We start from the raw sequence: 26,175 nt of genomic DNA, 5'->3' as shown, positions 1-26,175 counted from the left end.
ATAATGAAAAACTGGAAATCCCATTTTGTTTTCACCAGAAGTCAACAGAATGGGATTTTTGTTTTGGTAGCTATCATCATTGCCCTGCAGGGGATCTACTTTTTCATTCTTTTTTCTTCGGAAGACCTTCCAGACCCTGAAGAAGAAAAAATTGTCACTGAAATGCAACGTACGGTTGATTCATTGAAGCAGGTTGCGGCTGAAAGAGATGAGGTGGCAGTAGCGCCTTTCAATCCCAATTTTATTTCAGATTATAAAGGCTATTTGCTGGAGCTTTCTGTAGCTGAAATAGACCGGCTTCATGAATTCAGGGAACGCGATCTATGGATCAATTCTGCTGAAGAATTTCAGGAGGTCACGGGAGTTTCAGATTCTTTGCTGAAGATATTGGCGCCTTCTTTTCAGTTTCCCAATTTCCGCAGAAATACTTCCGAAGAAAACAGGGTGCCAAAAAAGGCATTTTTGACACCTCTTTCCAAAGCTGATATTAATACCGCTACGGCCGAAGACCTGCAACGGGTTAATGGGATAGGGGAAAAACTTTCTGCCAGGATTGTGAAATACCGTAATTCGCTTGGCGGCTTTAGAGGTGAGGTGCAGCTTAATGATGTCTACGGCCTCTCTCCAGAAGTTGTGGAAAGGCTGCTGCTGCACTTTGAGGTGCAGCAATGGCCCGGAGAACGGCTGGATATTAATAAGGTGAACCTTATGCAGCTCACCGGCATCCCATATTTAAATTACGAGCAGGCCCGTGCCATTGTGAAGTTTCGGGAAGAGGCAGGAGAAATAAAGAGCCTGGAAGAACTTGGGCAGATTCCGAATTTTCCTCTGGAAAAATTAGGCAGAATTGCCCTATATTTGAGCATTGACCAGAAAAACTAAGTTTTTCGCATTCCCAGAAAATTTTCAGGTTTAAAAAAACATTCAGAAATAAACTTTATGAACAGCAGATATTTTACAGAAGAACACGAATTATTCCGCAAAAGCTTTCAGGAATTCCTTCAAAAAGAGGTGGTTCCGCATATCGAAAAATGGGAGGAGACAGGGACTATTGAGCGCTTTATCTGGGAGAAATTTGGAGAAATGGGATATTTCGGCCTCAATTATTCCGAAGAATATGGAGGATTAAATCTCGATATTTTCTATACTGTGATTTTTCTTGAAGAGTTACAAAAGATCAATAGTGGCGGATTTGCAGCGGCTATGTGGGCGCATGCATATCTTGCAATGACGCATCTTGACAAAGAGGGAGATCACCGCATCAAAGAAAAATATCTGGCACCCAGTATTAGTGGAGAAAAGATTGGCTGTCTTTGTATTAGTGAGCCTTCTGGCGGGAGTGATGTTGCCGGGATGAGGACTACTGCGGTTAAAAAAGGGGATAAATATGTCATTAATGGATCCAAGACTTTTATTACGAATGGAGTCTATTCAGATTATCTTGTTGTAGCTGCAAAGACTGCTCCCGAGCTAAAAGGGAAGGGGATGAGCATTTTTGTGATAGACCGTGAAACTCCCGGGATTTCGGCCACAAAACTGAATAAACTGGGCTGGAGAGCATCAGACACTGCCGAGATTGCTTTTGATAATGTAGAAGTACCAGCTTCAAACCTTATGGGGGAAGAGGGTAAAGGCTTTCCTTACATCATGCAGCACTTTGCTTTTGAAAGGCTAATTATGGGGATTAACGCCCATGCCCGTGCAGAGTTTGCCTTAGACTATACTTTGAAGTATATGAAAGAAAGGGAAGCTTTTGGAAGAACCATTGATAAGTTCCAGGCTCTGCGTCACAGCTATGCCGATATGGCCAGCGAGGTGGAGATGGCAAAGGAATTTAATTATTCTATTGCCGAAAGAATGCACCGCGGGGTTTATGTGGTTAAAGAAGCCAGTATGTCTAAGCTGCTTTCTACAAAAATAGCCGATGAGATTATTTACAAGTGCCTTCAGTTTTTGGGAGGATATGGCTATATGGAAGATTATCCATTAGCGCGGTTGTTGAGGGATAGCCGCCTGGGGCCTATTGGAGGCGGGACTTCAGAAATTCTTCGTGAGATCATCGCTAAAATGGTGATTGACGGGAAGGAATACAAACCGGCAGCCAAATAGTCCAAGGTTTAAGGTTTTGGAATTTGGTGCTTGGAATTTGGATTTTGGTTCTTGGAAATTTTTTTAAGAAATAAAACAAATTAAAATTGCGAGTTTACAATTAACGATTATCTTTGCAGCTCGAAAATAATTTTTAAAGAAAGGAGGTGACACTATGTTAATTATACCAGTTAAAGACGGAGAGAATATTGATAGAGCGCTGAAGCGTTTCAAGCGTAAATTTGATCGCACAGGAACAATGCGTCAGTTGAGAGATCGTCAGGCATTTACAAAACCGTCGGTAGAACGTAGGGCTCAAGTCCAAAAAGCTGCTTACATTCAGCATCTAAGAGATCAGGAAGAGATCTAGTATCAATTCCTAAGCCTGAGTTCTTAGGTATATAATATTAACTGTTGATAGATAAAGTTTTATAACTTTGTTTGTCAACAGTTTTTTTATGCCCCAAAATATTTACACTTCATTTTTTGATTACCTGGAACTGGAAAAAAAGAATTCGGTTCACACGGTCACGGCATACCGGGCCGATCTTCTTTCTTTTGCCGGTTTTATCGCTGAAACTTACGGGCAGGAGGATCTCAAGCAGGTGAATTACTCCCAGGTGCGTAGCTGGATTGTGCAGCTGGTTGAGCAGGGCATGTCCAATAATAGTATTAATCGAAAGGTATCTTCTTTAAAAGCTTTTTATCGTTTTCTTCAGAAGTCAAAGCAGCTGGAAACTTCTCCTTTAGCAAAACACAGGGCTTTAAAGACTTCACGCAACCTGCAGGTGCCATTTTCTGAAGGAGAAATGGAACAGGCCCTGGGGCAGGTGCAGGCTGAAGGTTTTGAAGAAGTTAGAAATAAACTGATGGTTGAACTTTTCTATTCAACCGGGGTAAGGCGAAGTGAGCTCATAAATATAAGGTTGCAGGATGTCGATATGACTACGGGTCTTCTAAAGGTAAAAGGTAAAGGGAATAAAGAGAGGTTTGTGCCACTTTTACCTGGTGTTATGAATACATTAAAGGGGTATCTCAATGAGAGGGAAGGTGTCAAAAATGCTGTTTCAGAAGACTTTTTATTTTTGACAGCAGCAGGCGTTAAAACCTATGATTCGCTTGTTTACCGTACAATAAATAATTACTTTAGAGGTATCTCGAGTAGGCTAAAGAAGAGTCCGCATATCCTGCGACACTCCTTTGCCACTCACTTATTGAACCAGGGTGCTCATTTAAATGCTGTTAAAGAACTTTTGGGGCATTCCAGCCTTGCTGCTACCCAGGTTTATACTCATAACAGCATGGCTGAGCTTAATAAGGTCTACCGCAATGCGCATCCAAGGAACAACAAGAAGGGGTTATAGAATTTGTCTAATTAAAAACTTCAATTTTTATGAAAGTCAATGTGCAATCCGTGAACTTCCACGCCGATCAAAAACTGGTTAACCTTATTCAGCAAAAGCTTGACAAACTTGAAAATCATTTCGACAATGTAATTTATGCCGATGTGTACCTCAAAGTGGAGAAAGCGAGTGATAAGGAAAATAAAATTTCAGAAATTTTACTAAGTATTCCGGGAGATGAAATAATTTGTAAAAAAAGGGGCAGGAGATTTGAAGTAGGTGTAGATGAATGTGTTAGTTCACTTGAGAGGCAGCTTCAAAAGCGCAAGCGCAAATTTAATGTGCAGGTAGCTTAAAATATTTTTCATCAAATGTTTTGAGAACAAATATTAATTTATACATTTGCAGTCCGTTAGAAATAGCGGACTTTTTTTATGAAAAAGAAAAAGTTTTGCCGATGTAGCTCAGCTGGCTAGAGCAGCTGATTTGTAATCAGCAGGTCGTGGGTTCGAGTCCCTCCATCGGCTCTAAAATATTGAAGTGAAAACGCAAGGGTGTAGCCTGGAAAAACAGAGTTTTGAAAAGTTACAGAGGGATGAGAAGTTTATCCCGAGCGAAGTCGAGGGGAGTCCCTCCATCGGCTCTAAAAAGTCAAATTTTATTTGATTTTTAAAGTTCTTGAAATTTTGAAAAAAAGCTTTGGTTGCTAAATTAATTTTCTATTAATTTGCGGCTTCTAAAAATAAGCCATTCCAAAGCGATGGTTCTGTGAAATACTGAAAGAATTAATTGGGGAGATACTCAAGCGGCCAACGAGGACAGACTGTAAATCTGTTGTTTTTTAACTTCGCAGGTTCGAATCCTGCTCTCCCCACAAAAATTGAATTCCAGATAACAAATTCCAAACACCAAGTTGGGATTTGGTGCTTGAGGCCTGGAGTTTGAAAATTGCGGGAGTAGCTCAGTTGGTAGAGCGTCAGCCTTCCAAGCTGAATGTCGCCGGTTCGAACCCGGTCTCCCGCTCCAAATCTTTCCTGGTTTAAGATGCTTGTATAAGGGTCTTGATTTTGGAAGAAAAGAGGAGCTTAGAGCTGCAAAGTGAAAGTGACTCATTATAAATTCTTCGGGTGTTGAACTTCGGTTCTATTTCCCGGGAACCAAAGAAGAAAGGTTCTTCTTTTAACGGAGGTTTTCACGCTATTAGCGTGTTTTTCTGTTAACCGGAAGTAGGGCCTGGATTTTTGAATCCTATAGTCGTCTCCCCAGAAAAGCTTGGTGGAGGCTTTTTTGCCGACGTAGCTCAGGGGTAGAGCGTTTCCTTGGTAAGGAAGAGGTCACGGGTTCAATTCCCGTCGTTGGCTCTGAGGTTTGTGTAAAATTGAACACTAATATATAACTAAGATTAAATAAGTATTAATTATGGCAAAGGAAACTTACGATCGGTCCAAGCCGCACCTAAACATAGGTACTATTGGACACGTAGATCACGGAAAAACAACTTTAACAGCAGCGATTACTAAGGTAATGGCTGATGCCGGTTATTCAGAAGCTAGATCTTTTGATCAAATTGATAACGCACCGGAAGAAAAAGAAAGAGGTATTACAATTAACTCTTCACACGTTGAATATTCAACTGAAAAGCGTCACTACGCTCACGTTGACTGTCCTGGTCACGCCGATTACGTAAAGAACATGGTGACTGGTGCTGCTCAAATGGACGGTGCTATCCTTGTGGTTGCGGCTACAGATGGTCCGATGCCACAAACTCGTGAGCACATCCTTCTAGGACGCCAGGTAGGTATTCCAAGAATCGTTGTGTTCCTTAATAAAGTTGACCTTGTTGATGATGAGGAGCTACTTGAGTTAGTTGAGATGGAAGTAAGAGATCTTCTTTCTTTCTACGAATATGATGGAGATAATGGTCCTGTAATTTCTGGATCTGCTCTTGGAGCACTTCAAGGTGAGCAGCAGTGGGTTGACACTGTACTTCAATTGATGGAAGCTGTTGATAACTGGATTGAATTGCCAGAGCGTGATGTTGATAAGCCATTCCTATTGCCTATCGAAGATGTATTCTCTATTACTGGTCGTGGTACTGTTGCTACAGGTCGTATCGAAACTGGTGTTGCTAACACTGGTGATCCAGTAGAGATCATTGGTATGGGAGCTGGAAAACTTACTTCTACAATTACTGGAGTTGAGATGTTCCGTAAGATCCTTGATAGAGGTGAAGCTGGTGACAACGTTGGTATCCTTCTAAGAGGTATTGAAAAGACTCAGATTTCAAGAGGTATGGTAATTACCAAGCCAGGATCTGTAACTCCACACGCTAAATTCAAAGCTGAGGTTTATATCCTTAAGAAAGAAGAAGGTGGACGTCACACTCCATTCCACAACAACTACCGTCCACAGTTCTACGTACGTACAACTGACGTAACAGGAACAATTAACCTTCCTGAAGGAGTTGAGATGGTAATGCCAGGTGATAACCTTACTATTACTGTAGATCTTATCCAGCCAATCGCAATGAATGTTGGTCTACGTTTCGCTATCCGTGAAGGTGGTAGAACAGTAGGTGCTGGTCAGGTTACTGAAATTTTAGACTAATATAGTTTAGTATAAAAGTCAAGGTATTCACTCCGGTGAATATCTTGACTTATATTTACGGGTTTAGCTCAGTTGGTAGAGCACTGGTCTCCAAAACCAGGTGTCGGGAGTTCGAGTCTCTCAACCCGTGCATAAAGAGTGGTCGATATAAACCTCTTTTTTAATAATAGTGATCAATCACATGGCCACCGAGAATTCTTTCCACTACAAGGGGTGATATAACGGGAGCCGGTGCTTAATGACTTATTAAGCTGAAAAAATTAATACCATGGCAGGAATATCAAATTACATTTCGGAGTCCTATAATGAATTAAAGAACCACGTGACCTGGCCAGCATGGGCAGAAGCTCAAAAGTTGACTGTGGTTGTGGTTGTGTTTTCAATAGTGTTTGCATTGTTGATCTGGGGTGTAGATACTGTTTTTAGCGGTGTTATAGAGCAATATTTTGAGTGGATTAAATCATAAATAATATTGCAATGGCAGAGGTGAAAGATAAAAAATGGTATGTAGTTCGTGCCGTAAGCGGACAGGAAAATAAGGTTAAGGAATATATAGAGCGGGAGATCGCTCATGAAGGCCTTGAAGATTTTATTGAAGAAGTTCTTGTTCCAACCGAAAAGGTTATTCAAATAAGGAATGGCAAAAAGGTGAATAAGGAACGTGTTTACTTCCCTGGTTACGTAATGATCCTTGCTAATATTGGGGGAGAGATTCCTCACATTATTAAATCAATCAATGGTGTTATTGGGTTTTTAGGAGAGACAAAAGGAGGAGATCCTGTGCCGCTAAGAAAATCTGAAGTTAACCGAATGTTAGGTAAAGTGGATGAGCTTTCTGTAAAGGCAGACAATGTTGCGATTCCTTTTACTATTGGTGAGACTATCAAAGTAATTGATGGTCCTTTTAACGGTTTTAATGGTACGGTTGAAAAGATCAATGAAGAAAAGCGTAAGCTTGAAGTGATGGTGAAGATTTTTGGAAGAAAAACTCCGCTTGAACTGAGTTACATGCAGGTAGAAAAAGTATAATAACTGTTACACTATATATTTTTGGATAGTTTTAGTATGCTTCCACTAACAAAACTATCATCTTAAAATTAATAAAATGGCAAAAGAAGTAAGTAAGGTTGTTAAGTTACAAGTTCGCGGAGGTGCTGCTAACCCATCACCACCAGTTGGACCAGCTTTAGGTGCTGCCGGAGTTAATATCATGGAGTTCTGTAAGCAATTTAACGGAAGAACCCAGGATAAACAGGGAAAAGTATTGCCTGTTGTTATTACAGTGTACAAAGATAAATCTTTTGATTTTGTAATTAAAACTCCCCCGGCTGCAGTGCAAATTTTGGAAGCTGCGAAAGCTAAGAAGGGTTCTGGTGAGCCAAACCGTAAGAAAATAGCTAGTGTTTCTTGGGATCAGGTAAGAACCATTGCTGAAGATAAGATGCAGGATCTAAATGCATTTACTTTAGAATCTGCAATGAAGATGGTAGCTGGAACAGCAAGATCTATGGGAATTACTGTAAAAGGACAGGCACCTTTTTAATCCAAAAAGAAATTAGAAATGGCAAGATTGACTAAAAAGCAAAAGGAAGCACAATCTAAGATTGAAAAAGGTAAGACTTATTCGGTGGCAGAGGCTTCGGCTTTAATAAAAGATATAACCAATGTGAATTTTGATCCTTCTGTGGATATCGCTGTTCGTTTGAACGTAGATCCACGTAAGGCTAATCAAATGGTGCGTGGCGTAGTAACTTTACCACACGGTACTGGTAAAGACGTTAAAGTATTAGCTCTTGTAACTCCCGATAAGGAAGCAGAAGCTAAAGAAGCTGGCGCAGATTATGTTGGTTTAGATGAATACCTTGATAAGATCAAAGGTGGCTGGACAGATGTTGATGTAATCATCACTATGCCCAGCGTTATGGGTAAACTAGGACCTTTAGGACGTATCCTTGGGCCAAGAGGCTTAATGCCAAACCCAAAAACCGGAACTGTAACTATGGATGTTGCCAAGGCAGTATCTGATGTGAAAGCCGGTAAGATCGATTTCAAAGTAGATAAGACTGGTATTGTTCATGCCGGTATTGGAAAAGCTTCATTCGAAGCTGAGAAAATAGCAGGTAACGCAAGAGAATTATTAACTACCCTGGTTAAATTGAAACCTACGGCTGCTAAAGGTGTGTATATTAAAAGTATCCACATGTCAAGCACAATGAGCCCTAGTGTTGAAATTGATACTAAAAGGTTCACTGAGCAATAATATTATTGGATTATGACAAGAGAAGAAAAATCAAGAGTAATTGAAGATTTAACTGCCCAGTTAGCTGATAATACCACTATTTACCTAGCAGATATTTCAGGCTTAAATGCATTGAATACATCAAACTTGCGTAGAGCTTGTTTTAAAGCGAACGTAAAGCTGGCGGTAGTTAAGAACACACTTTTGGCTAAGGCCATGGAAAGTTCAGGTAAAGATTTTGGAGAACTTCCTTCTATTTTGAAAGGAAATACTTCCATCATGTTTTCTGAAACTGGAAATGCACCAGCTAAAGTAATTAAAGAATTCAGAAAAAAATCTGACCGCCCTTTACTAAAAGGCGCGTTTATTGAAGAGGCTATATTCATTGGAGATGATAAACTGGATACCCTGGTTAACATCAAATCTAAAGAAGAAGTTATTGGAGATATCGTTGGACTGTTACAATCACCTGCCAAAAATGTTATTTCGGCACTTAAATCTGGTGGTGGTAAAATCGCAGGAATTCTTAAGACTCTTTCTGAGAAAGAAGAGTAAGCATAGTACGCACTTTTTAACAAATATAAATTACATTACATTTTAAAAACGATAGAAAATGGCAGATTTAAAAGATTTTGCAGAACAATTAGTTAACTTAACAGTTAAAGAAGTTAATGAATTAGCTGATATTTTGAAAGAGGAATACGGTATCGAGCCTGCTGCTGCGGCTGTTGCTGTTGCTGGTGGTGCTGCTGCTGGTGGTGAAGAAGCCGCTGAAGAGCAGTCTGAGTTTGACGTAATCCTTAAAGCTCCGGGTGGATCTAAACTAGCCGTAGTGAAATTAGTAAAAGAACTTACCGGTCTTGGCTTGAAAGATGCTAAAGAATTGGTAGATGGTGCTCCAAAACCAGTAAAAGAGGGAGTTTCTAAAGACGAAGCTGAAGCATTAAAAGCACAGTTAGAAGAAGCAGGAGCTGAGGTTGAGCTTAAATAAGCTAAACCCACAGACACATATAGGTTTAGACCCGGAGATTAGGTTCTCTGAGGTCTAAACCATTTTGCGTATATAAATATTTCTTGTTTATTTCGCGCCCATTTTATTATAATAACATAATTCCGTCCATTGATGTTAGCAACGCAAACTGAAAGATTGAGTTTCTCTTCTGTTAAGAACAGGCCTGCTTATCCCGACTTTTTGGATATCCAAATTAAGTCATTCCAGGACTTCTTTCAATTAGAAACGAAATCAGAAGAAAGAGGAAATGAAGGTTTATACAATACCTTCATGGAGAACTTTCCCATTACGGACACCCGTAACCAATTCGTACTAGAATTTTTAGACTATTTTGTGGACCCGCCAAGATACTCCCTTCAGGAGTGTATCGAGCGTGGATTGACCTATAGTGTACCGCTTAAAGCACGGTTAAAGCTTTATTGTACAGACCCGGAACATGAGGACTTTGAAACTATTGTTCAGGATGTGTACCTTGGGACGATTCCTTACATGACCCCAAGCGGGACCTTTTGTATCAATGGAGCTGAGCGCGTAGTCGTTTCTCAGTTGCACCGGTCTCCCGGAGTATTCTTTGGACAATCCTTCCATGCAAACGGGACAAAACTTTATTCTGCCCGTGTAATTCCTTTTAAAGGATCCTGGATTGAATTCGCTACCGATATCAATAGCGTAATGTACGCCTATATCGATAGGAAGAAAAAATTACCTGTAACTACACTTTTCCGTGCCATTGGATTTGAGCGCGATAAAGATATTCTTGAAATATTTGACCTTGCTGAAGAGGTTAAAGTTTCTAAAACCGGACTTAAAAAAGTCCTTGGCCGTAAACTGGCCGCACGTGTATTGAACACCTGGTATGAAGATTTTGTTGATGAAGATACTGGAGAGGTTGTTTCAATTGAGCGTAATGAGATTGTATTAGATCGTGATACTGTTCTTGATAAAGACCATATTGAAGAGATATTAGAGACCGGATCAAAAACTATCCTGCTACACAAGGAGGATAACCAAACCGGAGATTACGCTATTATCCACAATACATTACAAAAAGACCCAACCAACTCCGAAAAGGAAGCGGTTGAGCACATATACCGTCAACTTCGTAATGCAGAACCGCCAGATGAGGAAACTGCACGTGGAATTATTGACAAACTGTTCTTCTCAGACCAACGTTACAACCTTGGGGAAGTAGGTCGTTACAGAATGAACAAGAAACTAGGTCTTGATATCGCTATGGATAAGCAGGTGCTTACCCGTGAAGATATCATTACCATTGTAAAATATCTTATTGAACTTATCAATTCAAAGGCAGAAGTTGATGATATTGATCACCTTTCTAACCGTAGGGTAAGAACAGTAGGAGAGCAGCTGTCTCAGCAATTTGGTGTAGGTCTTGCCCGTATGGCACGTACCATTCGTGAAAGAATGAACGTACGTGACAACGAGGTATTTACTCCAATTGACTTGATCAACGCGAAGACCCTGTCTTCTGTGATCAACTCATTCTTTGGTACCAACCAGCTGTCTCAGTTCATGGACCAGACCAACCCGCTTGCAGAGATCACGCATAAGCGTCGTCTTTCGGCTCTTGGGCCTGGTGGTTTATCAAGAGAAAGAGCAGGGTTCGAGGTACGTGACGTTCACTATACGCACTACGGAAGACTTTGCCCTATTGAAACACCAGAGGGACCAAACATTGGTCTTATCTCCTCACTTTCAGCTTATGCTAAAGTGAATTCAATGGGATTCCTTGAAACTCCTTACCGTGAAGTAATCAACGGTAAAGTGAATGTTGCCGATGAGCCAAGGTATCTAAGTGCCGAAGAAGAGGAAGATAAGATGATCGCCCAGGCGAACATCGCAATGAGTGATGATGGTACTATTGAAGCCGATAGAGTTATTGCACGTGAAGAAGGTGACTTCCCTGTTGTAGAGCCATCTCAGGTTCACTACATGGACGTTGCACCAAACCAAATCGCTTCTATCTCTGCTTCGTTAATTCCATTTTTGGAACATGATGATGCGAACCGTGCCTTGATGGGATCTAACATGATGCGCCAGGCAGTACCTCTTTTAAGAGTTGATTCTCCTATTGTTGGTACAGGGCTTGAAAGACAGGTAGCTACAGATTCCCGTGTATTGATCAATGCTGAAGGTGAAGGAACTGTAGAGTACGTTGACGCACAAAAGATCATTATTAAGTACGATAGAACTGAAGAAGAGCGCATGGTAAGCTTTGACTCAGATTCTAAAACTTATGAACTGGTTAAATTTAGAAAGACAAACCAGGGTACTTCTATCAACCTGAAGCCTATTGTAAGAGTAGGAGACAGAGTGAATAAAGGACAGGTGCTTTGTCAGGGGTACGCTACCGAAGCAGGGGAACTTGCTCTTGGACGTAACATGAAAGTTGCCTTCATGCCATGGAAAGGGTATAACTTTGAGGATGCGATTGTGATTTCAGAAAAAGTTGTTAGAGATGACATCTTTACTTCTATTCACATCGATGAGTATTCTCTTGAAGTTAGAGATACCAAACTTGGTAACGAAGAATTGACTAATGATATTCCAAACGTTTCTGAAGAGGCTACAAAAGACCTTGATGAGAATGGAATGATCAGGATTGGAGCCGAAGTGAAGCCGGGAGATATTCTTATTGGTAAGATCACCCCAAAAGGAGAAAGCGATCCAACCCCTGAAGAAAAACTTCTTAGAGCAATCTTTGGTGATAAAGCCGGTGATGTAAAAGATGCTTCTCTTAAAGCTTCGCCTTCATTGAGAGGTGTGGTAATAGACAAGAAATTGTTTGCCCGCGCTATTAAAGATAAGCGTAAGAGAGCTCAGGATAAAGAAGATGTTGCGGCACTTGAGAAAAAATATGAAGCAAAATTTGCCATTTTAAAGAGTGAACTTGTAGATAAGCTTTTCGCTATTATTGGAGGTAAAACTGCCCAGGGTGTAATGAACGACCTTGGAGAAGAGATCCTTCCAAAAGGTAAGAAGTATACTCAAAAAATGCTTAATTCAGTTGATGATTATGCTCACCTTACACAAGGTACGTGGACTACAGATGACCACCTGAACGCTTTGGTGGCCGATCTTCTTCACAATTACCGTATTAAGGAAAATGATATTCAGGGTAACTTAAGAAGAGAGAAATTCACTATTTCTGTAGGGGATGAACTTCCTTCTGGTATTATCAAACTTGCTAAAGTTTACATCGCTAAGAAACGTAAGCTTAAAGTAGGGGATAAAATGGCAGGGCGTCACGGTAACAAAGGTATTGTTGCCCGTATAGTTCGCCAGGAAGATATGCCTTTCCTTGAAGATGGTACACCTGTTGATATCGTATTGAACCCACTTGGGGTACCTTCACGTATGAACATTGGACAAATCTATGAGACTGTTCTTGGATGGGCCGGACAAAAATTGGGTAGAAAATATGCTACTCCAATCTTTGATGGTGCGACTATAGATCAGATCAATGAATTGACAGATGAAGCGGGAATTCCAAGATTCGGTCATACCTATCTTTATGATGGTGGTACTGGAGATCGTTTTGACCAGCCTGCAACTGTTGGTGTGATCTACATGCTTAAGTTGGGCCACATGATTGATGATAAGATGCACGCACGTTCTATTGGGCCTTACTCATTGATCACGCAGCAGCCGCTTGGAGGTAAAGCTCAGTTTGGTGGACAGCGTTTTGGAGAGATGGAAGTTTGGGCGCTGGAGGCATACGGTGCTTCGGCAACCCTTCGTGAAATCTTAACTGTGAAGTCTGATGATGTAATAGGAAGAGCCAAAACTTATGAAGCCATTGTAAAAGGTGAGCCAATGCCAGAACCGGGACTACCTGAATCTTTCAACGTACTTATGCACGAATTGAAAGGTCTGGGATTAGATATTAGATTAGAAGAATAAAGCTTTGTTGTGCAGGGCGAAAGTCCTGCACAACATTTACAATAATTAGATAGCACCATTTATTATGGCTAGAAATAATGATAAGAATACAGTACAGAGGTTTAACAAGATCTCTATAGGTTTAGCTTCTCCAGAGTCGATTCTTGCCGAATCACGCGGGGAGGTCCTAAAGCCTGAAACTATCAATTATCGTACGCACAAACCCGAGAGGGATGGTCTTTTCTGTGAGCGTATCTTTGGTCCTGTAAAGGATTACGAATGTGCCTGCGGAAAATACAAAAGAATCCGTTATAAAGGGATCGTGTGTGATAGATGTGGTGTAGAGGTGACCGAAAAGAAAGTGCGTAGAGATCGCGTGGGGCATATCAACCTTGTGGTTCCTGTTGCACACATCTGGTACTTCCGTTCTTTACCTAACAAAATTGGTTATCTGCTTGGTCTTCCGTCCAAAAAACTGGACATGATCATTTACTACGAGAGATACGTGGTAATTCAGCCGGGTATTGCCAAGAATGAAGATGGATCGCCGTTGAAGAAGATGGATTTTCTAACAGAAGAAGAGTACCTCAATATCCTTGATACCCTTCCGCAAGAAAATCTTTACCTGGATGAAAATGATCCAAATAAATTTATCGCTAAAATGGGTGCCGAATGTCTTATTGACATCCTGCAACGCATTGATCTCGATTCTCTTTCTTATGAATTAAGACATAAAGCGAATAACGAAACTTCAAAACAACGTAAAACTGAAGCCCTTAAAAGACTTCAGGTTGTTGAAGCACTTCGTGATGCAAATAAAAACCGCGAAAACCGTCCGGAATGGATGATTATGAAAGTAATCCCAATCATTCCGCCAGAATTGCGTCCATTGGTGCCGCTTGATGGAGGACGTTTCGCAACTTCAGATTTGAACGACCTTTACCGTCGTGTGATCATACGTAACAACCGTTTGAAGAGATTGATGGAGATCAAAGCTCCTGAAGTGATCTTGCGTAACGAAAAGCGTATGCTTCAGGAATCTGTAGATTCGTTGTTCGACAACACCAGAAAATCTTCAGCAGTAAAAACTGATTCCAACAGGCCGTTGAAATCCCTTTCTGACTCACTTAAAGGTAAGCAAGGACGTTTCCGTCAAAACCTGCTTGGTAAGCGTGTGGATTATTCAGCACGTTCGGTAATTGTTGTTGGACCTGAATTGAAGTTTTACGAATGTGGTCTTCCAAAAGACATGGCAGCCGAGCTTTACAAGCCTTTTGTGATCAGAAAATTGATTGAAAGAGGTATTGTTAAGACAGTAAAATCTGCCAAGAAAATTATAGATAAAAAAGAACCTGTTGTTTGGGATATTCTTGAGAACGTGTTGAAAGGGCACCCTGTGTTGCTTAACCGGGCCCCAACCCTTCACAGACTTGGTATCCAGGCATTCCAGCCTAAACTTATTGAAGGTAAGGCAATACAGTTACACCCATTAGCGTGTACTGCATTCAACGCCGACTTTGATGGGGATCAAATGGCTGTTCACCTTCCGCTAGGGCCAGAGGCTATCCTTGAGGCGCAGCTGTTAATGTTAGGTTCTCACAATATTTTGAACCCGGCTAACGGTTCTCCTGTAACTGTTCCTTCTCAGGATATGGTACTTGGTCTATATTACATGACCAAGTCAAGGAAATCTACCGAAGAAAGACCGGTGAAAGGGGAAGGGCTTACTTTTTACTCTCCCGAAGAGGTGGTTATTGCTTACAACCAGAAAATGGTTGAACTTAATGCCATTATTAAGATAAGAACAAAAGATTTCAATGAGGCCGGTGAACTAGTCTACCAAATCATTGAATCTACTGTTGGAAGAGTGTTATTTAACCAGGCAGTACCCGAGAAAGCCGGGTATATCAATGAAGTACTTACTAAAAAGTCACTTCGTGATATTATTGGAAACATCCTTAAAGTTACAAGTGTTCCCGAAACTGCTGAATTCCTTGATGCTATTAAGGAAATGGGTTATGGATATGCATACCGCGGCGGACTTTCATTTAGTCTTGGGGATATTATTATCCCTGCGGAAAAGCAGAGCATGATTGATGATGCAAACCAACAGGTAGAAGGTATTATTGCCAACTATAACATGGGTCTTATCACCAACAACGAACGTTATAACCAGGTTATTGATATCTGGACTTCTACAAACGCCGGCTTAACGGAATTAGCGATGAAGCGTATTCGTGAAGACCAGCAAGGATTTAACTCTGTGTTTATGATGCTTGACTCTGGTGCGAGGGGATCTAAAGAACAGATCCGTCAGTTAACCGGTATGCGTGGATTGATGGCCAAGCCTAAGAAGTCTACTTCAGGTGGTGGTGAAATTATTGAGAACCCAATTCTTTCTAACTTTAAGGAAGGTCTTTCGATTCTTGAATACTTTATCTCTACTCACGGTGCCCGTAAAGGTCTTGCCGATACGGCCCTTAAAACTGCCGATGCTGGTTACCTTACCCGTCGTTTGGTTGACGTATCCCAGGATGTGATCATCAACGAAGAAGATTGTGGTACTTTAAGAGGTGTAGATGTAGCTCCATTGAAGAAGAATGAAGAGATTGTAGAGTCACTTGGAGAGCGTATTCTTGGTAGAACAGCGCTTCATGATGTGTACAATCCTTTAACTAACGAATTGCTTGTAGCTTCGGGTGTTGAGATCGATGAAGATATCGTTAAGAAGATCACCGATGCGCCAATTGAAAGCGTAGAAGTGAGATCTGCTCTTACATGTGAGGCTAAAAAAGGAATTTGTGTGAAATGTTACGGCCGTAACCTTGCTACCAATAAAACGGTACAAAAAGGAGAAGCGGTTGGAGTTGTAGCTGCCCAGTCCATTGGAGAACCTGGTACACAGCTTACCCTTCGTACCTTCCACGTGGGTGGTATTGCAGGAAACATTTCTGAAGAGAATAAATTGATCGCGAAGTTTCCGGGAATTGCAGAGATCGAAGACCTTAAAACTGTAACAGGAGAAGCTCCTGATGGTAGTGTGGCCGAGATCGTAATCTCCAGGACTTCAGAATTAAAACTGAAAGATGAGAAGTCTGGAATCGTGCTTAGTACAAGCAACATTCCTTATGGATCACAGATATTCATCAAGAACGGAGACAAAGTTTCTAAAGACGATGTAGTTTGCCAGTGGGATCCTTATAACGGGGTGATCATTTCAGAATTTGCCGGTAAGATCAAGTATGAGAATATCGAGCAAGGGGTAACTTATCAGGTAGAGATAGATGAGCAAACCGGATTCCAGGAAAAAGTAATTTCTGAAAGCCGTAATAAAAAGCTTATCCCAACGCTTCAAATCCTAGGTAAGAAAGACGAAGTAATTCGTTCTTACAACCTTCCGGTGGGAGCTCACCTTATGGTGGACAATGATGAGAAAATTGGTGTAGGTAAGATTCTTGTGAAAATTCCACGTAAATCTTCAAAGTCTGGGGATATTACAGGAGGTCTTCCAAGGGTAACCGAGCTTTTCGAGGCGCGTAACCCATCTAACCCTGCTGTGGTAAGTGAGATTGACGGGGTTGTTTCCTTCGGAAAGATCAAACGTGGTAACCGTGAGATCATTATCGAATCTAAACTTGGAGAAGTTAAGAAGTATCTTGTAAAGCTTTCTAACCAGATCCTTGTTCAGGAGAACGATTATGTTCGTGCCGGAATGCCATTATCTGATGGTTCTGTTACTCCTGAAGATATCCTTTCAATTAAAGGGCCAAGCGCTGTACAACAGTATCTTGTGAATGAAGTTCAGGAAGTTTACCGACTACAAGGGGTGAAGATCAACGATAAGCACTTTGAAGTAGTTGTGAGGCAAATGATGCGTAAGGTAAGAATCGTAGATCCGGGAGATACTATCTTCCTTGAAAACCAATTGGTGCACAAGGATGATTTCACCGAAGAAAACGATGAGATCTTTGGAATGAAAGTGGTTGAAGATGCGGGAGATTCAGAAAATCTGAAGCCTGGACAGCTTATTTCGCCAAGAGACCTTAGAGATGAGAATTCAATTCTTAGAAGAGAAGACAAGAATCTTGTTACTGCAAGAGATGTAGTTGCTGCAACTGCAACTCCTGTACTACAGGGAATCACCCGTGCGTCTCTTCAAACCAAATCATTTATTTCTGCAGCATCCTTCCAGGAAACTACGAAGGTGTTGAATGAAGCAGCTGTAAGTGGAAAGGTTGATCTACTTGAAGGACTAAAAGAAAATGTTATCGTTGGTCACAGAATCCCTGCTGGTACAGGTCTTCGTGAGTACGAAAACATCATTGTTGGTTCTAAAGAAGAATTTGACGAAATGCTTGAAAAAAAGCAGGAAGTAAATTATAACTAAGAAAAAAGGCCGCTTTCGCGGCCTTTTTTTACTTAAAGAGTAGACCTCACAGGTTTTTAAAACCTGTGAGGTCTTTTTATTTTCCTTACTTTTATAGGTAATAAAAAAACAACTGATGAGCGACGAAAATAACAATCCAAAAAAGTCTAAAAAAGGGCAAATTAATATAGAACTTGATGAGAAAGTAGCCGAAGGTATCTACTCGAACCTGGCCATTATAAATCATTCAGTTTCAGAATTTGTGGTCGATTTTGTAAGTATCATGCCCGGTACTCCCAAGAGTAAAGTAAAATCCCGGATAATCTTAACACCCCAACACGCGAAACGGCTACTTAAAGCTTTGGCCGACAACGTGAACAGGTTCGAAAAAGCACATGGGGAAATTAAGGAATACGATCAACCCAATATTCCATTAAATTTCGGGCCTACAGGGCAGGCTTAATCAACTTAAAGATTAGGTGTCAAAAATGACATTTTTGAACTCCAAAAAAACCGAAGTGAAAGCTTCGGTTTTTTTAATTGATGTATTTAGTAAAAAATCCTTTAAGCATCTTTAATTCAAAATAATATAAGCAAAAACTTTTTATTTTAAGACTGTTTTATTTGCTGTCAGGTATACTAAAATAGTGTTTTTTAACATTATCTTCACATTCGGAATTTTTAATATAATCCCGATGCGTACTTCTGTATTTTTCTCATTGTTCTTCCTTGTTTTTTCTGCAATGCAAGCCCAGCAGGATAGCCTGCAACAGGAAATTCTTGATTACTCTAACACTACATCTCAAATCATTTCTCGCGGAAGAAGTTTGTTGCTTGACAAATTTATGGAACGGGACCTTCAAAAAGTGAGCGAGGTAAGAGATTATCTTGTAAACGAAGTTCAAAATGACGATTATCTTGCGCTATATCCCAGTGAGTACTGGTTATTACTTTACTGGACAACAGACTATGAGGAGCTTTTGCACAGTATTACAAGCTTTGATGATGAAGATTGGGAAAAAATGTCCCGGCAAATTCCACCCACTTATGACAGGTTGTTTGCCAAACTTCGTGAAAGTACTTTGAATTCTGTAGACCATGTAAAAAACAGGTTGAGAGCGGCAGATCTAAAAACTGTAGATCAGGATTTTTTACTGTTGTATCTTGAATATCTTTTAACAGATTCCGAAGAGGTCTTACAGGAACAAAAACGGATCAATTCATTAGATGAGTTTCTTGCCAACCATCCTGATAGCGCCTATGAGAATTATGTTCGGGAAAACATCCGCTATGTTTTTATTCCTTCTAAATGGGGTTTTGGTTTTGAATTCTTTTCCGGTTATGGATTATTTACTGGTAATCTTTCAGAAGACTATCAAAATAGCATCCCAATGGGAGTAGGTTTTGATATTGAGTACAATAAAATAACTTTATATCTTCGGAATTATATAGGTTTCAGTTTTACCAAAAAAGAGCTGCCTTCCGATACCAAGATCTGGAAAGAAAATTCGCAAGTGAGGGTGTTACTTCCCGAAGCCTCTCTTGGATATGCTGTTATCGATAATAACCGTCTCAAAGTTTCCCCTTTTGCAGGCATAGCCTCTACATCTATAAGTCCTACAGAATATGATATTGAAAAACAACCGGAAATTGAAGACGCCGGTCACGATTTTACCACAACCTATACTGCAGGAATTAATGCGGACTTTAAACTTAACTGGGGCACAGGACTCTTTAGACTAACTGACTCAAAACACAGCTACTGGTTTGTAAGGTTAAGATATGGCTTTTCTGCTCCTCAGTTCAGGGATGGATATTCGGGAAATATGCACTACCTCACGCTTGGTTTGGGTGGATTGGGAAGAGGTTCAAAGCGCCAGTTGTAACCAATAATAATTGCAGGGGAGGTGAAGCAGGCAATAAAGTGATGACTTTTAAGGTTATATAATTTGTAGTTTGAAGAAAAATACAAATATGGCCGAAAAAATTACGAATTATAGCGACTTCTATCGCTTCTATCTTACCGAGCATCAAAATAAAACCAGCAGAATTCTGCATTTTACGGGAACTTTCCTTGTTTTTGTAATGCTTTTTTTGGCCATTATTAATGGCTGGGGGTGGGAATGGATCTTTCTTCCTCTTGTAGGTTACGGCTTTGCCTGGGTAGGCCATGCCTTTTTTGAAAAGAACAAACCTGCGACCTTCAAATACCCTTTTTGGAGCCTTATATCAGACTTTAAATTATTTTTCGACATTCTCTTCGGAAGAAAACATTTTGACTCCCGAAAAGATCAGGCATGAGAAGAATTTATCTTACTATCATGCTGCTGTGCCTGGCTTTCTATGGATATGGACAGGAAAAATCGCTACTGAAGGGAAAGATCCTGACGCAAGACGGGGAGATCTCCTCTATCAATATTATCAACCTTACTTCAGAGTTTGGAACAACAAATAAGGCCGATGGTCGGTTTGAAATTGAAGTCAGCCTTAATGATACGCTCCTCTTTTCTTCGGTCCAGTATGAACCTATAGAAATTGTCGTGACAGAAGAGGTATCAAAAAGGGCATTTTTGACTGTTCTTCTTGACGAAAAAATTGATGAGCTCGGGGAAGTTAACATCAGTAATATTAGTCTTAGTGGCAATCTCGCAACCGACCTTCAAAATATTCCCACGCTTACCCAGGCCGATATTGGTTTCCCAATGTCTGATGTTTTGCCTCCCACCTCGGTTGAAAGAAAATTAATGACAGCTACCTCGGGTCTTGATGGGCTTCTGAATACGTTAAATGGCAAGATCAAAATGCTGAAAAAGGCCGCAGCCTGGGAAGATCTTTCTCAAATAGTTGATGCCGGCGAAACCGCCCTGCCTGCGTCTTTTTTTGTAGATCTTGGTATTACTGAAGATCAAATACGGGATTTTGTTTATTTCTGCGCAAAAGATCCCGATTTTGTTTCTCACTTGCGTGAAGATATGCGTCTGGAACTGCTGCAGTTCTATGAAACAAAGGCACCCGAATTTAAAGCAGAAAGACTGCAGGAAGAACAAATAACTTCAGAAGAGTAAAAATGAGATCTTTCTGCTTCCTGGTTTTCTTTATCGTCTATTTTTCCTCTTTTGGTCAGGAAAGATCTCTGTTGAAGGGCAAGATCCTGACACCTGATGCCGAAGTTTCTTCCATCAATATTATCAATTTAACTTCAAAACAGGGAACAACGAATAGTTCTGAAGGTTTATTTGAAGTAGAAGTCAGTGTCAATGATACGCTTCTGTTTTCTTCGGTTCAATATGAGGTTCGGGAAATTACAGTCACAGAAGAGGTGCTGAAAAAGCCATTTTTGACAGTGCTTCTCGTGGAGAAAGTTGATGAGCTTTCCGAAGTGAACATCAGCGATATTGACCTTAGCGGCAATCTTGCCACAGATCTAAAAAACATCCCGACACTCACCCAGGCCGATCTGGGTTTTCCTATGAGCGATACGCCGAGGCCCACCTCAATTGAACGAAAGTTGAAAACAGCCTCAAACGTAAGCACCACTTCAAAATATAATCCCCCCGGGAATCTCAACGTAAGTCTCGACGGAATAATAAATCGCTTGAATGGCAAAACCGAAATGCTTCAAAAAGCTGCTGCCAATGAAGATCGTGCTCAAGCGGTAGATGTGGGAGTAGCAGCCCTTCCAACCTCCTTTTTTGAAGATCTTTCTATTCCGGAAAACAGAATTCGGGATTTTGTGCATTACTGCGCCGAAGACGGGAATTACTACCGGCTTTTGTCTGAAACTAAACGCCTTGAACTTGTAGAATTCTTTCAGAAAAAAGCACCGCAATTCGTGAAGGAGCGATTGTAATTCTTATTGAAAGACTGCATTAAAAAATAAATACCTTCCAAAAATGCCATTTTTGGAAGGTATTTCAGTTTAAGATCTAAAATTCCGAAGTAAAGTGGAATTTTATATTGGGATATTTTTGCTGCGCCATTTGTAGTGAGAAAGCAGAGTCGGCAAGAAAAACCAGCTGCCCCTGTTTGTCTATAGCCAGGAATTTTTGTTTTACCCTTTTAAAATCTTTGAATTCTTCACTTTTTGGATCGTTTGGTTCTACCCAGCAGGCCTTGTGAACGTTCAGGTTCTCGTAGGTACACTTGGCACCGTATTCATGTTCAAGGCGGTATTGGATCACCTCAAACTGCAGTGCCCCAACAGTTCCAATTACTTTACGGCCGTTAAGTTCGAGCGTAAATAACTGTGCCACCCCTTCATCCATAAGCTGGTCAATTCCTTTTTCCAGCTGTTTTGATTTCATAGGATCGGCATTGTTGATATACCGGAAATGTTCTGGCGAGAAGCTTGGTATTCCTTTGTATCGCAGTTCTTCCCCTTCAGTTAAGGTATCTCCAATTTTAAAGTTACCAGTGTCGTGAAGTCCAACAATATCTCCGGGATACGAAACATCTACGATCTCTTTTCTTTCAGCAAAAAAGGCATTGGGGCTTGAGAATTTAAGCTTTTTGTTGTGCCTTACGTGCAGGTAAGGAGTATTTCTCTCAAACTTTCCGGAAACGATCTTAATGAATGCCAGCCTGTCGCGGTGTTTGGGGTCCATGTTGGCGTGGATCTTAAAAACAAAGCCCGTAAAATTATCTTCGGAAGGTTCCACTTTTCTGATATCGCTGTCTTTTGGCCTTGGAGGAGGCGCGATTGTGATAAAACAATCCAGCAACTCCCGCACTCCAAAGTTATTTAGGGCAGAACCGAAAAATACAGGTTGCAGGTTTCCGGCCAGATAAGCCTCTTTGTCAAAATCGGGGTAAACCCCGTGCACAAGTTCAAGCTCATCCCTTAAAGTGCCGGCGGCCTTTTCGCCAATAAGTTTATCAAGTTCGTTAGATTCAAGATCCGAAATCTCAACGGTTTCTTCAATATCCCTTCTCGGGTCGCCCGTAAACAGGTTTACGTTTTGTTCCCAGATGTTGTAAATACCTTTAAAATCGTAACCCATCCCAATGGGGAAACTAAGTGGAGTAACGGTAAGGTTAAGTTTTTGCTCAATCTCATCGAGTAATTCAAAAGCATCTTTTCCTTCCCGGTCAAGTTTGTTAATGAACACGATCATGGGGATGTTGCGCATACGGCAAACTTCCACCAGTTTTTCAGTTTGTTCCTCAACCCCTTTTGCAACGTCAATAACAACAATTACGCTGTCTACGGCAGTAAGGGTGCGAAAAGTATCTTCAGCAAAATCCTTGTGTCCCGGGGTGTCAAGAATGTTGATCTTGGTTCCCTCATATTCAAAAGCAAGTACAGAAGTGGCTACCGAGATCCCTCTTTGCCGCTCAATTTCCATGAAGTCACTGGTTGCCCCTTTTTTAATCTTGTTCGATTTTACCGCTCCCGCCTCCTGAATAGCTCCACCAAATAGCAGTAGCTTTTCGGTTAATGTGGTTTTACCGGCATCGGGGTGGGAAATGATCCCAAAGGTCCTTCTTCTCTTGATCTCTTCTGAAAACTTCATACTTGTATTTAAGGCTGCAAAGATAATTATTTGATCGTGAAATTAATGCTATACGCCTTCACTCGTTTTACTTCTTTTCTGAAGTCTGAAAAAATGGATTTCCCGCCTGATTTTGTACATTTGAAGCTCAAATTTTGCGATGAAAGAAGAACAAGTGATCCTGGTGAATGAAAAAGATGAGCAAATTGGGCTCATGCCAAAGATGGAAGCTCATGAAAAAGCTTTGCTGCATAGGGCATTTTCGGTCTTTGTCTTTAATGACAAGAACGAGCTCATGATCCAGCAGCGCGCATTGGGTAAATATCATTCCCCCGGGCTTTGGACCAATACCTGCTGCAGCCACCAGAGAGAAGGGGAAACCAATATTGAAGCAGGTAAGCGGCGTTTACAGGAAGAAATGGGGTTTTCTACAGAATTAAAAGATACTGTTTCTTTTATTTATAAGGCCCCTTTTGACAACGGTCTTACCGAACACGAATTTGATCACATTCTTGTGGGCTATTATAATGAGGAGCCAAATTTAAATCCTGAAGAAGCACATGCTTATAAATGGGTGTCTCTTGAAGATTTGAAGAAGGATATGAAAGACAATCCCGAAATATATACGGCCTGGTTTAAAATTATTTTTGATAAATACTACAAGCACATCCAGCAATGAGAGTAACGGTAAACAGGAAGGCGCATTTTAATGCGGCGCACAGGCTGCATAGAAAAGACTGGGATGATGAGAAGAACCGCCGGGTCTTTGGGAAGTGCAGCAATCCGCACTATCACGGTCATAATTATGAGTTAGTGGTGGCCGTTACGGGAGAGATCAATCAGGAAACAGGTTTTGTTATGGATCTTAAAAATTTGAAAGAATTGATCTATGAGAAGATCGAAGTGCCTTTTGATCATAAGAATCTCAACGTAGAAGTTCCGGAATTCAAAGACTTAAACCCCACTGCTGAAAATATTGCTATTGTAATATGGCGTAAGCTGCGACTAGAGCTGGAGCCACATCTCGACCTTGAAGTGACCTTATATGAAACCCCCAGGAATTATGTCACTTACAAAGGAGAATAATTTTTTTGTAAAAAACTGTTTTTTGAATTGAGAAATAGTGTAAATTCGCACCTGAAAAATTACGCGAAAGATGGCGAATAGAAGAACATTAAAGAGAGATATGAATTACGTCTTTGGAGACATCATTGAGGCGGCTTATCTGCACCAGATTACCCACCCTGATGAAGATCCTTCTAAATCTGAAAAAGTTGTCGATGAGGCGATATCAGATTTTGACGAATTGATAGGAAAGATGAACCAAAAAGATATTGAGAATAAAAAACAACATTTTAGAGGTATAGAGAAGGAATTTGAGGTTAAAGCCAAAGTCCTTGTAGAAAAAATAAACGCTTTATAGTAATAAAGCATTCGCCGATGTAGCTCAGCTGGCTAGAGCAGCTGATTTGTAATCAGCAGGTCGTGGGTTCGAGTCCCTCCATCGGCTCAGAAAACCTCTCAATTTTTTGAGAGGTTTTTTTTATGAAATTATGTGAAGGACGATAAACTCCTGCGCGAAAGAAGCTTCTTCCTTTCTAAGGATAAAAAGCTTCATAAGGCTAACTTTTTGGGAGGTGATTTATACGAGTGATTGTTTGAAATGCAGCTATTGAAACTACTTTCTTGCCATTCACTATATAGGCCGGGTGCGTCCAATTTAATACTTTCTTCAAGTACTGCCATTGGGTAGTATATTAATGAGCTGCACTTACTCACCTGGTTTTAAATAAGACCTCACAGGTTTTTCAAACCTGTGAGGTCTTATTACGACTAACGCGGATTTCTAATTTGATCCGCCTTTACTTATGCTTTCAGCTGTAAGTTCGGCTATTTGTACAATTACTTCCACCGCTTTCTGCATACTTTCTACAGGCACATATTCATATTTTCCGTGGAAATTATGACCACCGGCAAAGATATTAGGGCAGGGAAGACCTTTAAAGCTAAGTTGAGCTCCATCGGTACCACCACGAATGGGTTTGATGATTGGCGTGACATCTGCTTTTTTCATTGCAGCCTCGGCAATATCAACAATATGCATCACCGGTTCTACTTTCTCTCTCATGTTGTAGTACTGGTCTTTTACTTCTACAGTCACACAATCTCTTTCATATTGGCTGCATATCTCTGCTGCAAGATCTTTGATCATTTCCTTACGGGCTTCAAAATGCTCCCGGTCATGGTCGCGAATAATGTAATGAAGCGTGGTTTCTTCCACATCGCCTTCAATTGCGTTGAGGTGAAAAAAGCCCTGTCTGTCTTCAGTATGTTCAGGAGTCTCAAGGCGTGGCAGGGAGTTAATAAAATCCATAGCAATATACATGCTGTTTATCATTTTATCCTTGGCATAACCCGGGTGCACGCTTTTTCCGCTTACCTTCACAACAGCACCGGCTGCATTGAAATTTTCAAATTCCAGTTCACCAACCTGGCTACCGTCCATAGTATACGCCCATTCTGCACCAAATTTCTCCACATCAAATTTGTGTGCACCGCGACCAATTTCTTCATCGGGCGTAAAACAAACCCGGATCTTCCCATGTGGAATTTCAGGATGTTCAATAAGATGTTTCATGGCTTCCATGATCTCTGTAATTCCGGCTTTATCATCTGCGCCCAGTAGGGTGGTACCATCGGTAGTAATGATGGTTTGTCCTTCGTATTGCAGGAGGTCATCAAAATATTCGGGTGATAGAATGATGTTCTTTTCCTTGTTCAGCACAATGTCTTTTCCGTCATAATTCTCGATGATCTGCGGGTTAACATTGGTTCCCGAAAAGTCGGGCGTGGTATCAAAATGAGCTACAAAACCTATTACCGGCACATCATGTGCAACATTTGAAGGTAGGGTGGCCATCACGTAGGCGTGGGTATCAATGCTCACTTCCTGCATGCCCATGGTCTCTAATTCTGCCTTTAATTTATTGGCTAAATCCCACTGTTTCTCTGTGCTGGGAGTTGATTCACTTGTTTCGTCACTTTGAGTATCTATCTTGACATAGCTTAAAAAGCGGTCAATGATTTGCTGCTTATTAGTCATTTTTAAGGTAGTTTTCCCAAAA

Annotated in this window: 24 protein-coding genes and 6 tRNA genes; 28 read left to right on the top strand and 2 right to left on the bottom strand. The window is 40.8% G+C overall.

What is annotated here, in order from left to right; genetic code table 11:
* The first annotated feature begins 3 nt into the window (after positions 1–3).
* The 24 genes from VS868_RS03060 to VS868_RS02945 all read left to right on the top strand — a co-directional run bounded on the left by VS868_RS03060 (position 4) and on the right by VS868_RS02945 (position 21,408).
* Positions 4–882, top strand: a complete 879-nt coding sequence (locus VS868_RS03060; RefSeq protein WP_345599135.1) for a helix-hairpin-helix domain-containing protein — start codon at positions 4–6, stop codon at positions 880–882.
* Positions 883–939: 57 nt separating this feature from the next.
* Positions 940–2,109 carry an acyl-CoA dehydrogenase family protein gene (locus tag VS868_RS03055; RefSeq protein WP_345599134.1) on the top strand — a complete coding sequence of 390 codons (1,170 nt, stop codon included), beginning with the start codon at positions 940–942 and terminating at the stop codon, positions 2,107–2,109.
* A 154-nt stretch (positions 2,110–2,263) separates the two neighbouring features.
* On the top strand, positions 2,264–2,458 hold the full coding sequence (rpsU, locus tag VS868_RS03050) for a 30S ribosomal protein S21 (protein WP_266069931.1): 195 nt from the start codon (positions 2,264–2,266) through the stop codon (positions 2,456–2,458).
* A gap of 88 nt (positions 2,459–2,546) precedes the next feature.
* Entirely contained in the window at positions 2,547–3,452 is a 906-nt protein-coding gene (locus VS868_RS03045; RefSeq protein ID WP_345599133.1) for a tyrosine-type recombinase/integrase, read from the top strand.
* Between the two features lie 29 nt (positions 3,453–3,481).
* A complete protein-coding gene (gene raiA / locus VS868_RS03040; protein ID WP_266069934.1) occupies positions 3,482–3,787 on the top strand; it encodes a ribosome-associated translation inhibitor RaiA in 306 nt (101 codons plus the stop codon).
* A gap of 97 nt (positions 3,788–3,884) precedes the next feature.
* Positions 3,885–3,958, top strand: a tRNA-Thr gene (locus VS868_RS03035).
* Between the two features lie 264 nt (positions 3,959–4,222).
* Positions 4,223–4,305 (top strand) — tRNA-Tyr (locus VS868_RS03030).
* A gap of 76 nt (positions 4,306–4,381) precedes the next feature.
* Positions 4,382–4,457, top strand: a tRNA-Gly gene (locus VS868_RS03025).
* Positions 4,458–4,720: 263 nt separating this feature from the next.
* Positions 4,721–4,792, top strand: a tRNA-Thr gene (locus tag VS868_RS03020).
* Between the two features lie 58 nt (positions 4,793–4,850).
* Positions 4,851–6,038: an elongation factor Tu gene (tuf, locus tag VS868_RS03015; RefSeq protein WP_266069935.1), complete on the top strand. Its 1,188-nt coding sequence runs from the start codon at positions 4,851–4,853 to the stop codon at positions 6,036–6,038.
* Between the two features lie 57 nt (positions 6,039–6,095).
* Positions 6,096–6,168: transfer RNA gene (locus VS868_RS03010), tRNA-Trp, on the top strand.
* Between the two features lie 138 nt (positions 6,169–6,306).
* Complete coding sequence (secE, locus tag VS868_RS03005) at positions 6,307–6,504, top strand: preprotein translocase subunit SecE (protein ID WP_266069936.1); 198 nt, start codon at positions 6,307–6,309, stop codon at positions 6,502–6,504.
* Between the two features lie 11 nt (positions 6,505–6,515).
* Positions 6,516–7,067: a transcription termination/antitermination protein NusG gene (nusG, locus tag VS868_RS03000; protein ID WP_029035716.1), complete on the top strand. Its 552-nt coding sequence runs from the start codon at positions 6,516–6,518 to the stop codon at positions 7,065–7,067.
* Positions 7,068–7,143: 76 nt separating this feature from the next.
* The gene (rplK, locus tag VS868_RS02995; RefSeq protein WP_266069938.1) at positions 7,144–7,581 is read left to right on the top strand and encodes a 50S ribosomal protein L11; all 438 of its coding nucleotides are present in this window, start codon (positions 7,144–7,146) and stop codon (positions 7,579–7,581) included.
* An 18-nt stretch (positions 7,582–7,599) separates the two neighbouring features.
* Positions 7,600–8,298, top strand: a complete 699-nt coding sequence (rplA, locus tag VS868_RS02990; RefSeq protein WP_266069940.1) for a 50S ribosomal protein L1 — start codon at positions 7,600–7,602, stop codon at positions 8,296–8,298.
* Positions 8,299–8,310: 12 nt separating this feature from the next.
* On the top strand, positions 8,311–8,832 hold the full coding sequence (gene rplJ / locus VS868_RS02985; RefSeq protein ID WP_266069941.1) for a 50S ribosomal protein L10: 522 nt from the start codon (positions 8,311–8,313) through the stop codon (positions 8,830–8,832).
* A 58-nt stretch (positions 8,833–8,890) separates the two neighbouring features.
* The gene (rplL, locus tag VS868_RS02980; RefSeq protein WP_266069942.1) at positions 8,891–9,268 is read left to right on the top strand and encodes a 50S ribosomal protein L7/L12; all 378 of its coding nucleotides are present in this window, start codon (positions 8,891–8,893) and stop codon (positions 9,266–9,268) included.
* Positions 9,269–9,400: 132 nt separating this feature from the next.
* Entirely contained in the window at positions 9,401–13,213 is a 3,813-nt protein-coding gene (rpoB, locus tag VS868_RS02975) for a DNA-directed RNA polymerase subunit beta (protein ID WP_266069943.1), read from the top strand.
* Between the two features lie 64 nt (positions 13,214–13,277).
* Positions 13,278–17,579 (top strand): DNA-directed RNA polymerase subunit beta', encoded by a 4,302-nt coding sequence (gene rpoC, locus VS868_RS02970; RefSeq protein WP_266069944.1) that lies wholly within the window; start codon positions 13,278–13,280, stop codon positions 17,577–17,579.
* Between the two features lie 115 nt (positions 17,580–17,694).
* Positions 17,695–18,021, top strand: coding sequence for a DUF3467 domain-containing protein (locus VS868_RS02965; protein ID WP_266069946.1), 327 nt, complete (start codon positions 17,695–17,697; stop codon positions 18,019–18,021).
* Between the two features lie 232 nt (positions 18,022–18,253).
* Positions 18,254–19,444 carry a hypothetical protein gene (locus tag VS868_RS02960; RefSeq protein WP_345599132.1) on the top strand — a complete coding sequence of 397 codons (1,191 nt, stop codon included), beginning with the start codon at positions 18,254–18,256 and terminating at the stop codon, positions 19,442–19,444.
* 88 nt (positions 19,445–19,532) lie between these two features.
* Positions 19,533–19,859 carry a DUF962 domain-containing protein gene (locus VS868_RS02955; protein WP_266069949.1) on the top strand — a complete coding sequence of 109 codons (327 nt, stop codon included), beginning with the start codon at positions 19,533–19,535 and terminating at the stop codon, positions 19,857–19,859.
* Positions 19,856–20,623, top strand: coding sequence for a hypothetical protein (locus tag VS868_RS02950; RefSeq protein WP_345599131.1), 768 nt, complete (start codon positions 19,856–19,858; stop codon positions 20,621–20,623). Before VS868_RS02955 ends, VS868_RS02950 begins: the two co-directional genes overlap by 4 nt.
* A gap of 2 nt (positions 20,624–20,625) precedes the next feature.
* Complete coding sequence (locus tag VS868_RS02945; RefSeq protein WP_345599130.1) at positions 20,626–21,408, top strand: hypothetical protein; 783 nt, start codon at positions 20,626–20,628, stop codon at positions 21,406–21,408.
* A 76-nt stretch (positions 21,409–21,484) separates the two neighbouring features.
* On the opposite strand, the gene VS868_RS02940 is transcribed toward VS868_RS02945, so the two are convergent.
* Complete coding sequence (locus VS868_RS02940; protein WP_266069952.1) at positions 21,485–23,071, bottom strand: peptide chain release factor 3; 1,587 nt, start codon at positions 23,069–23,071, stop codon at positions 21,485–21,487.
* 139 nt (positions 23,072–23,210) lie between these two features.
* On the opposite strand from VS868_RS02940, the gene idi reads away from it, so the two are divergent.
* The 4 genes from idi (at position 23,211) to VS868_RS02920 (ending at position 24,560) form a co-directional block, all read left to right on the top strand.
* Positions 23,211–23,729 (top strand): isopentenyl-diphosphate Delta-isomerase, encoded by a 519-nt coding sequence (idi, locus tag VS868_RS02935; RefSeq protein ID WP_266069953.1) that lies wholly within the window; start codon positions 23,211–23,213, stop codon positions 23,727–23,729.
* Positions 23,726–24,136 (top strand): 6-carboxytetrahydropterin synthase, encoded by a 411-nt coding sequence (locus tag VS868_RS02930; protein ID WP_266069954.1) that lies wholly within the window; start codon positions 23,726–23,728, stop codon positions 24,134–24,136. The genes idi and VS868_RS02930 overlap by 4 nt, the downstream gene beginning before the upstream one ends.
* A 70-nt stretch (positions 24,137–24,206) precedes the next feature.
* Positions 24,207–24,473, top strand: a complete 267-nt coding sequence (locus tag VS868_RS02925) for a hypothetical protein (protein ID WP_266069955.1) — start codon at positions 24,207–24,209, stop codon at positions 24,471–24,473.
* A 13-nt stretch (positions 24,474–24,486) separates the two neighbouring features.
* Positions 24,487–24,560 (top strand) — tRNA-Thr (locus VS868_RS02920).
* 336 nt (positions 24,561–24,896) lie between these two features.
* Here VS868_RS02920 and pepT read toward each other — a convergent pair.
* Complete coding sequence (pepT, locus tag VS868_RS02915; protein ID WP_345599129.1) at positions 24,897–26,153, bottom strand: peptidase T; 1,257 nt, start codon at positions 26,151–26,153, stop codon at positions 24,897–24,899.
* Positions 26,154–26,175 lie beyond the last annotated feature (22 nt).

The organism is Salinimicrobium sp. 3283s (assembly GCF_039602225.1).
Classification (GTDB): Bacteria; Bacteroidota; Bacteroidia; order Flavobacteriales; family Flavobacteriaceae; genus Salinimicrobium; species Salinimicrobium profundisediminis.
This window is presented reverse-complemented; position numbering and strand designations above follow the sequence as displayed.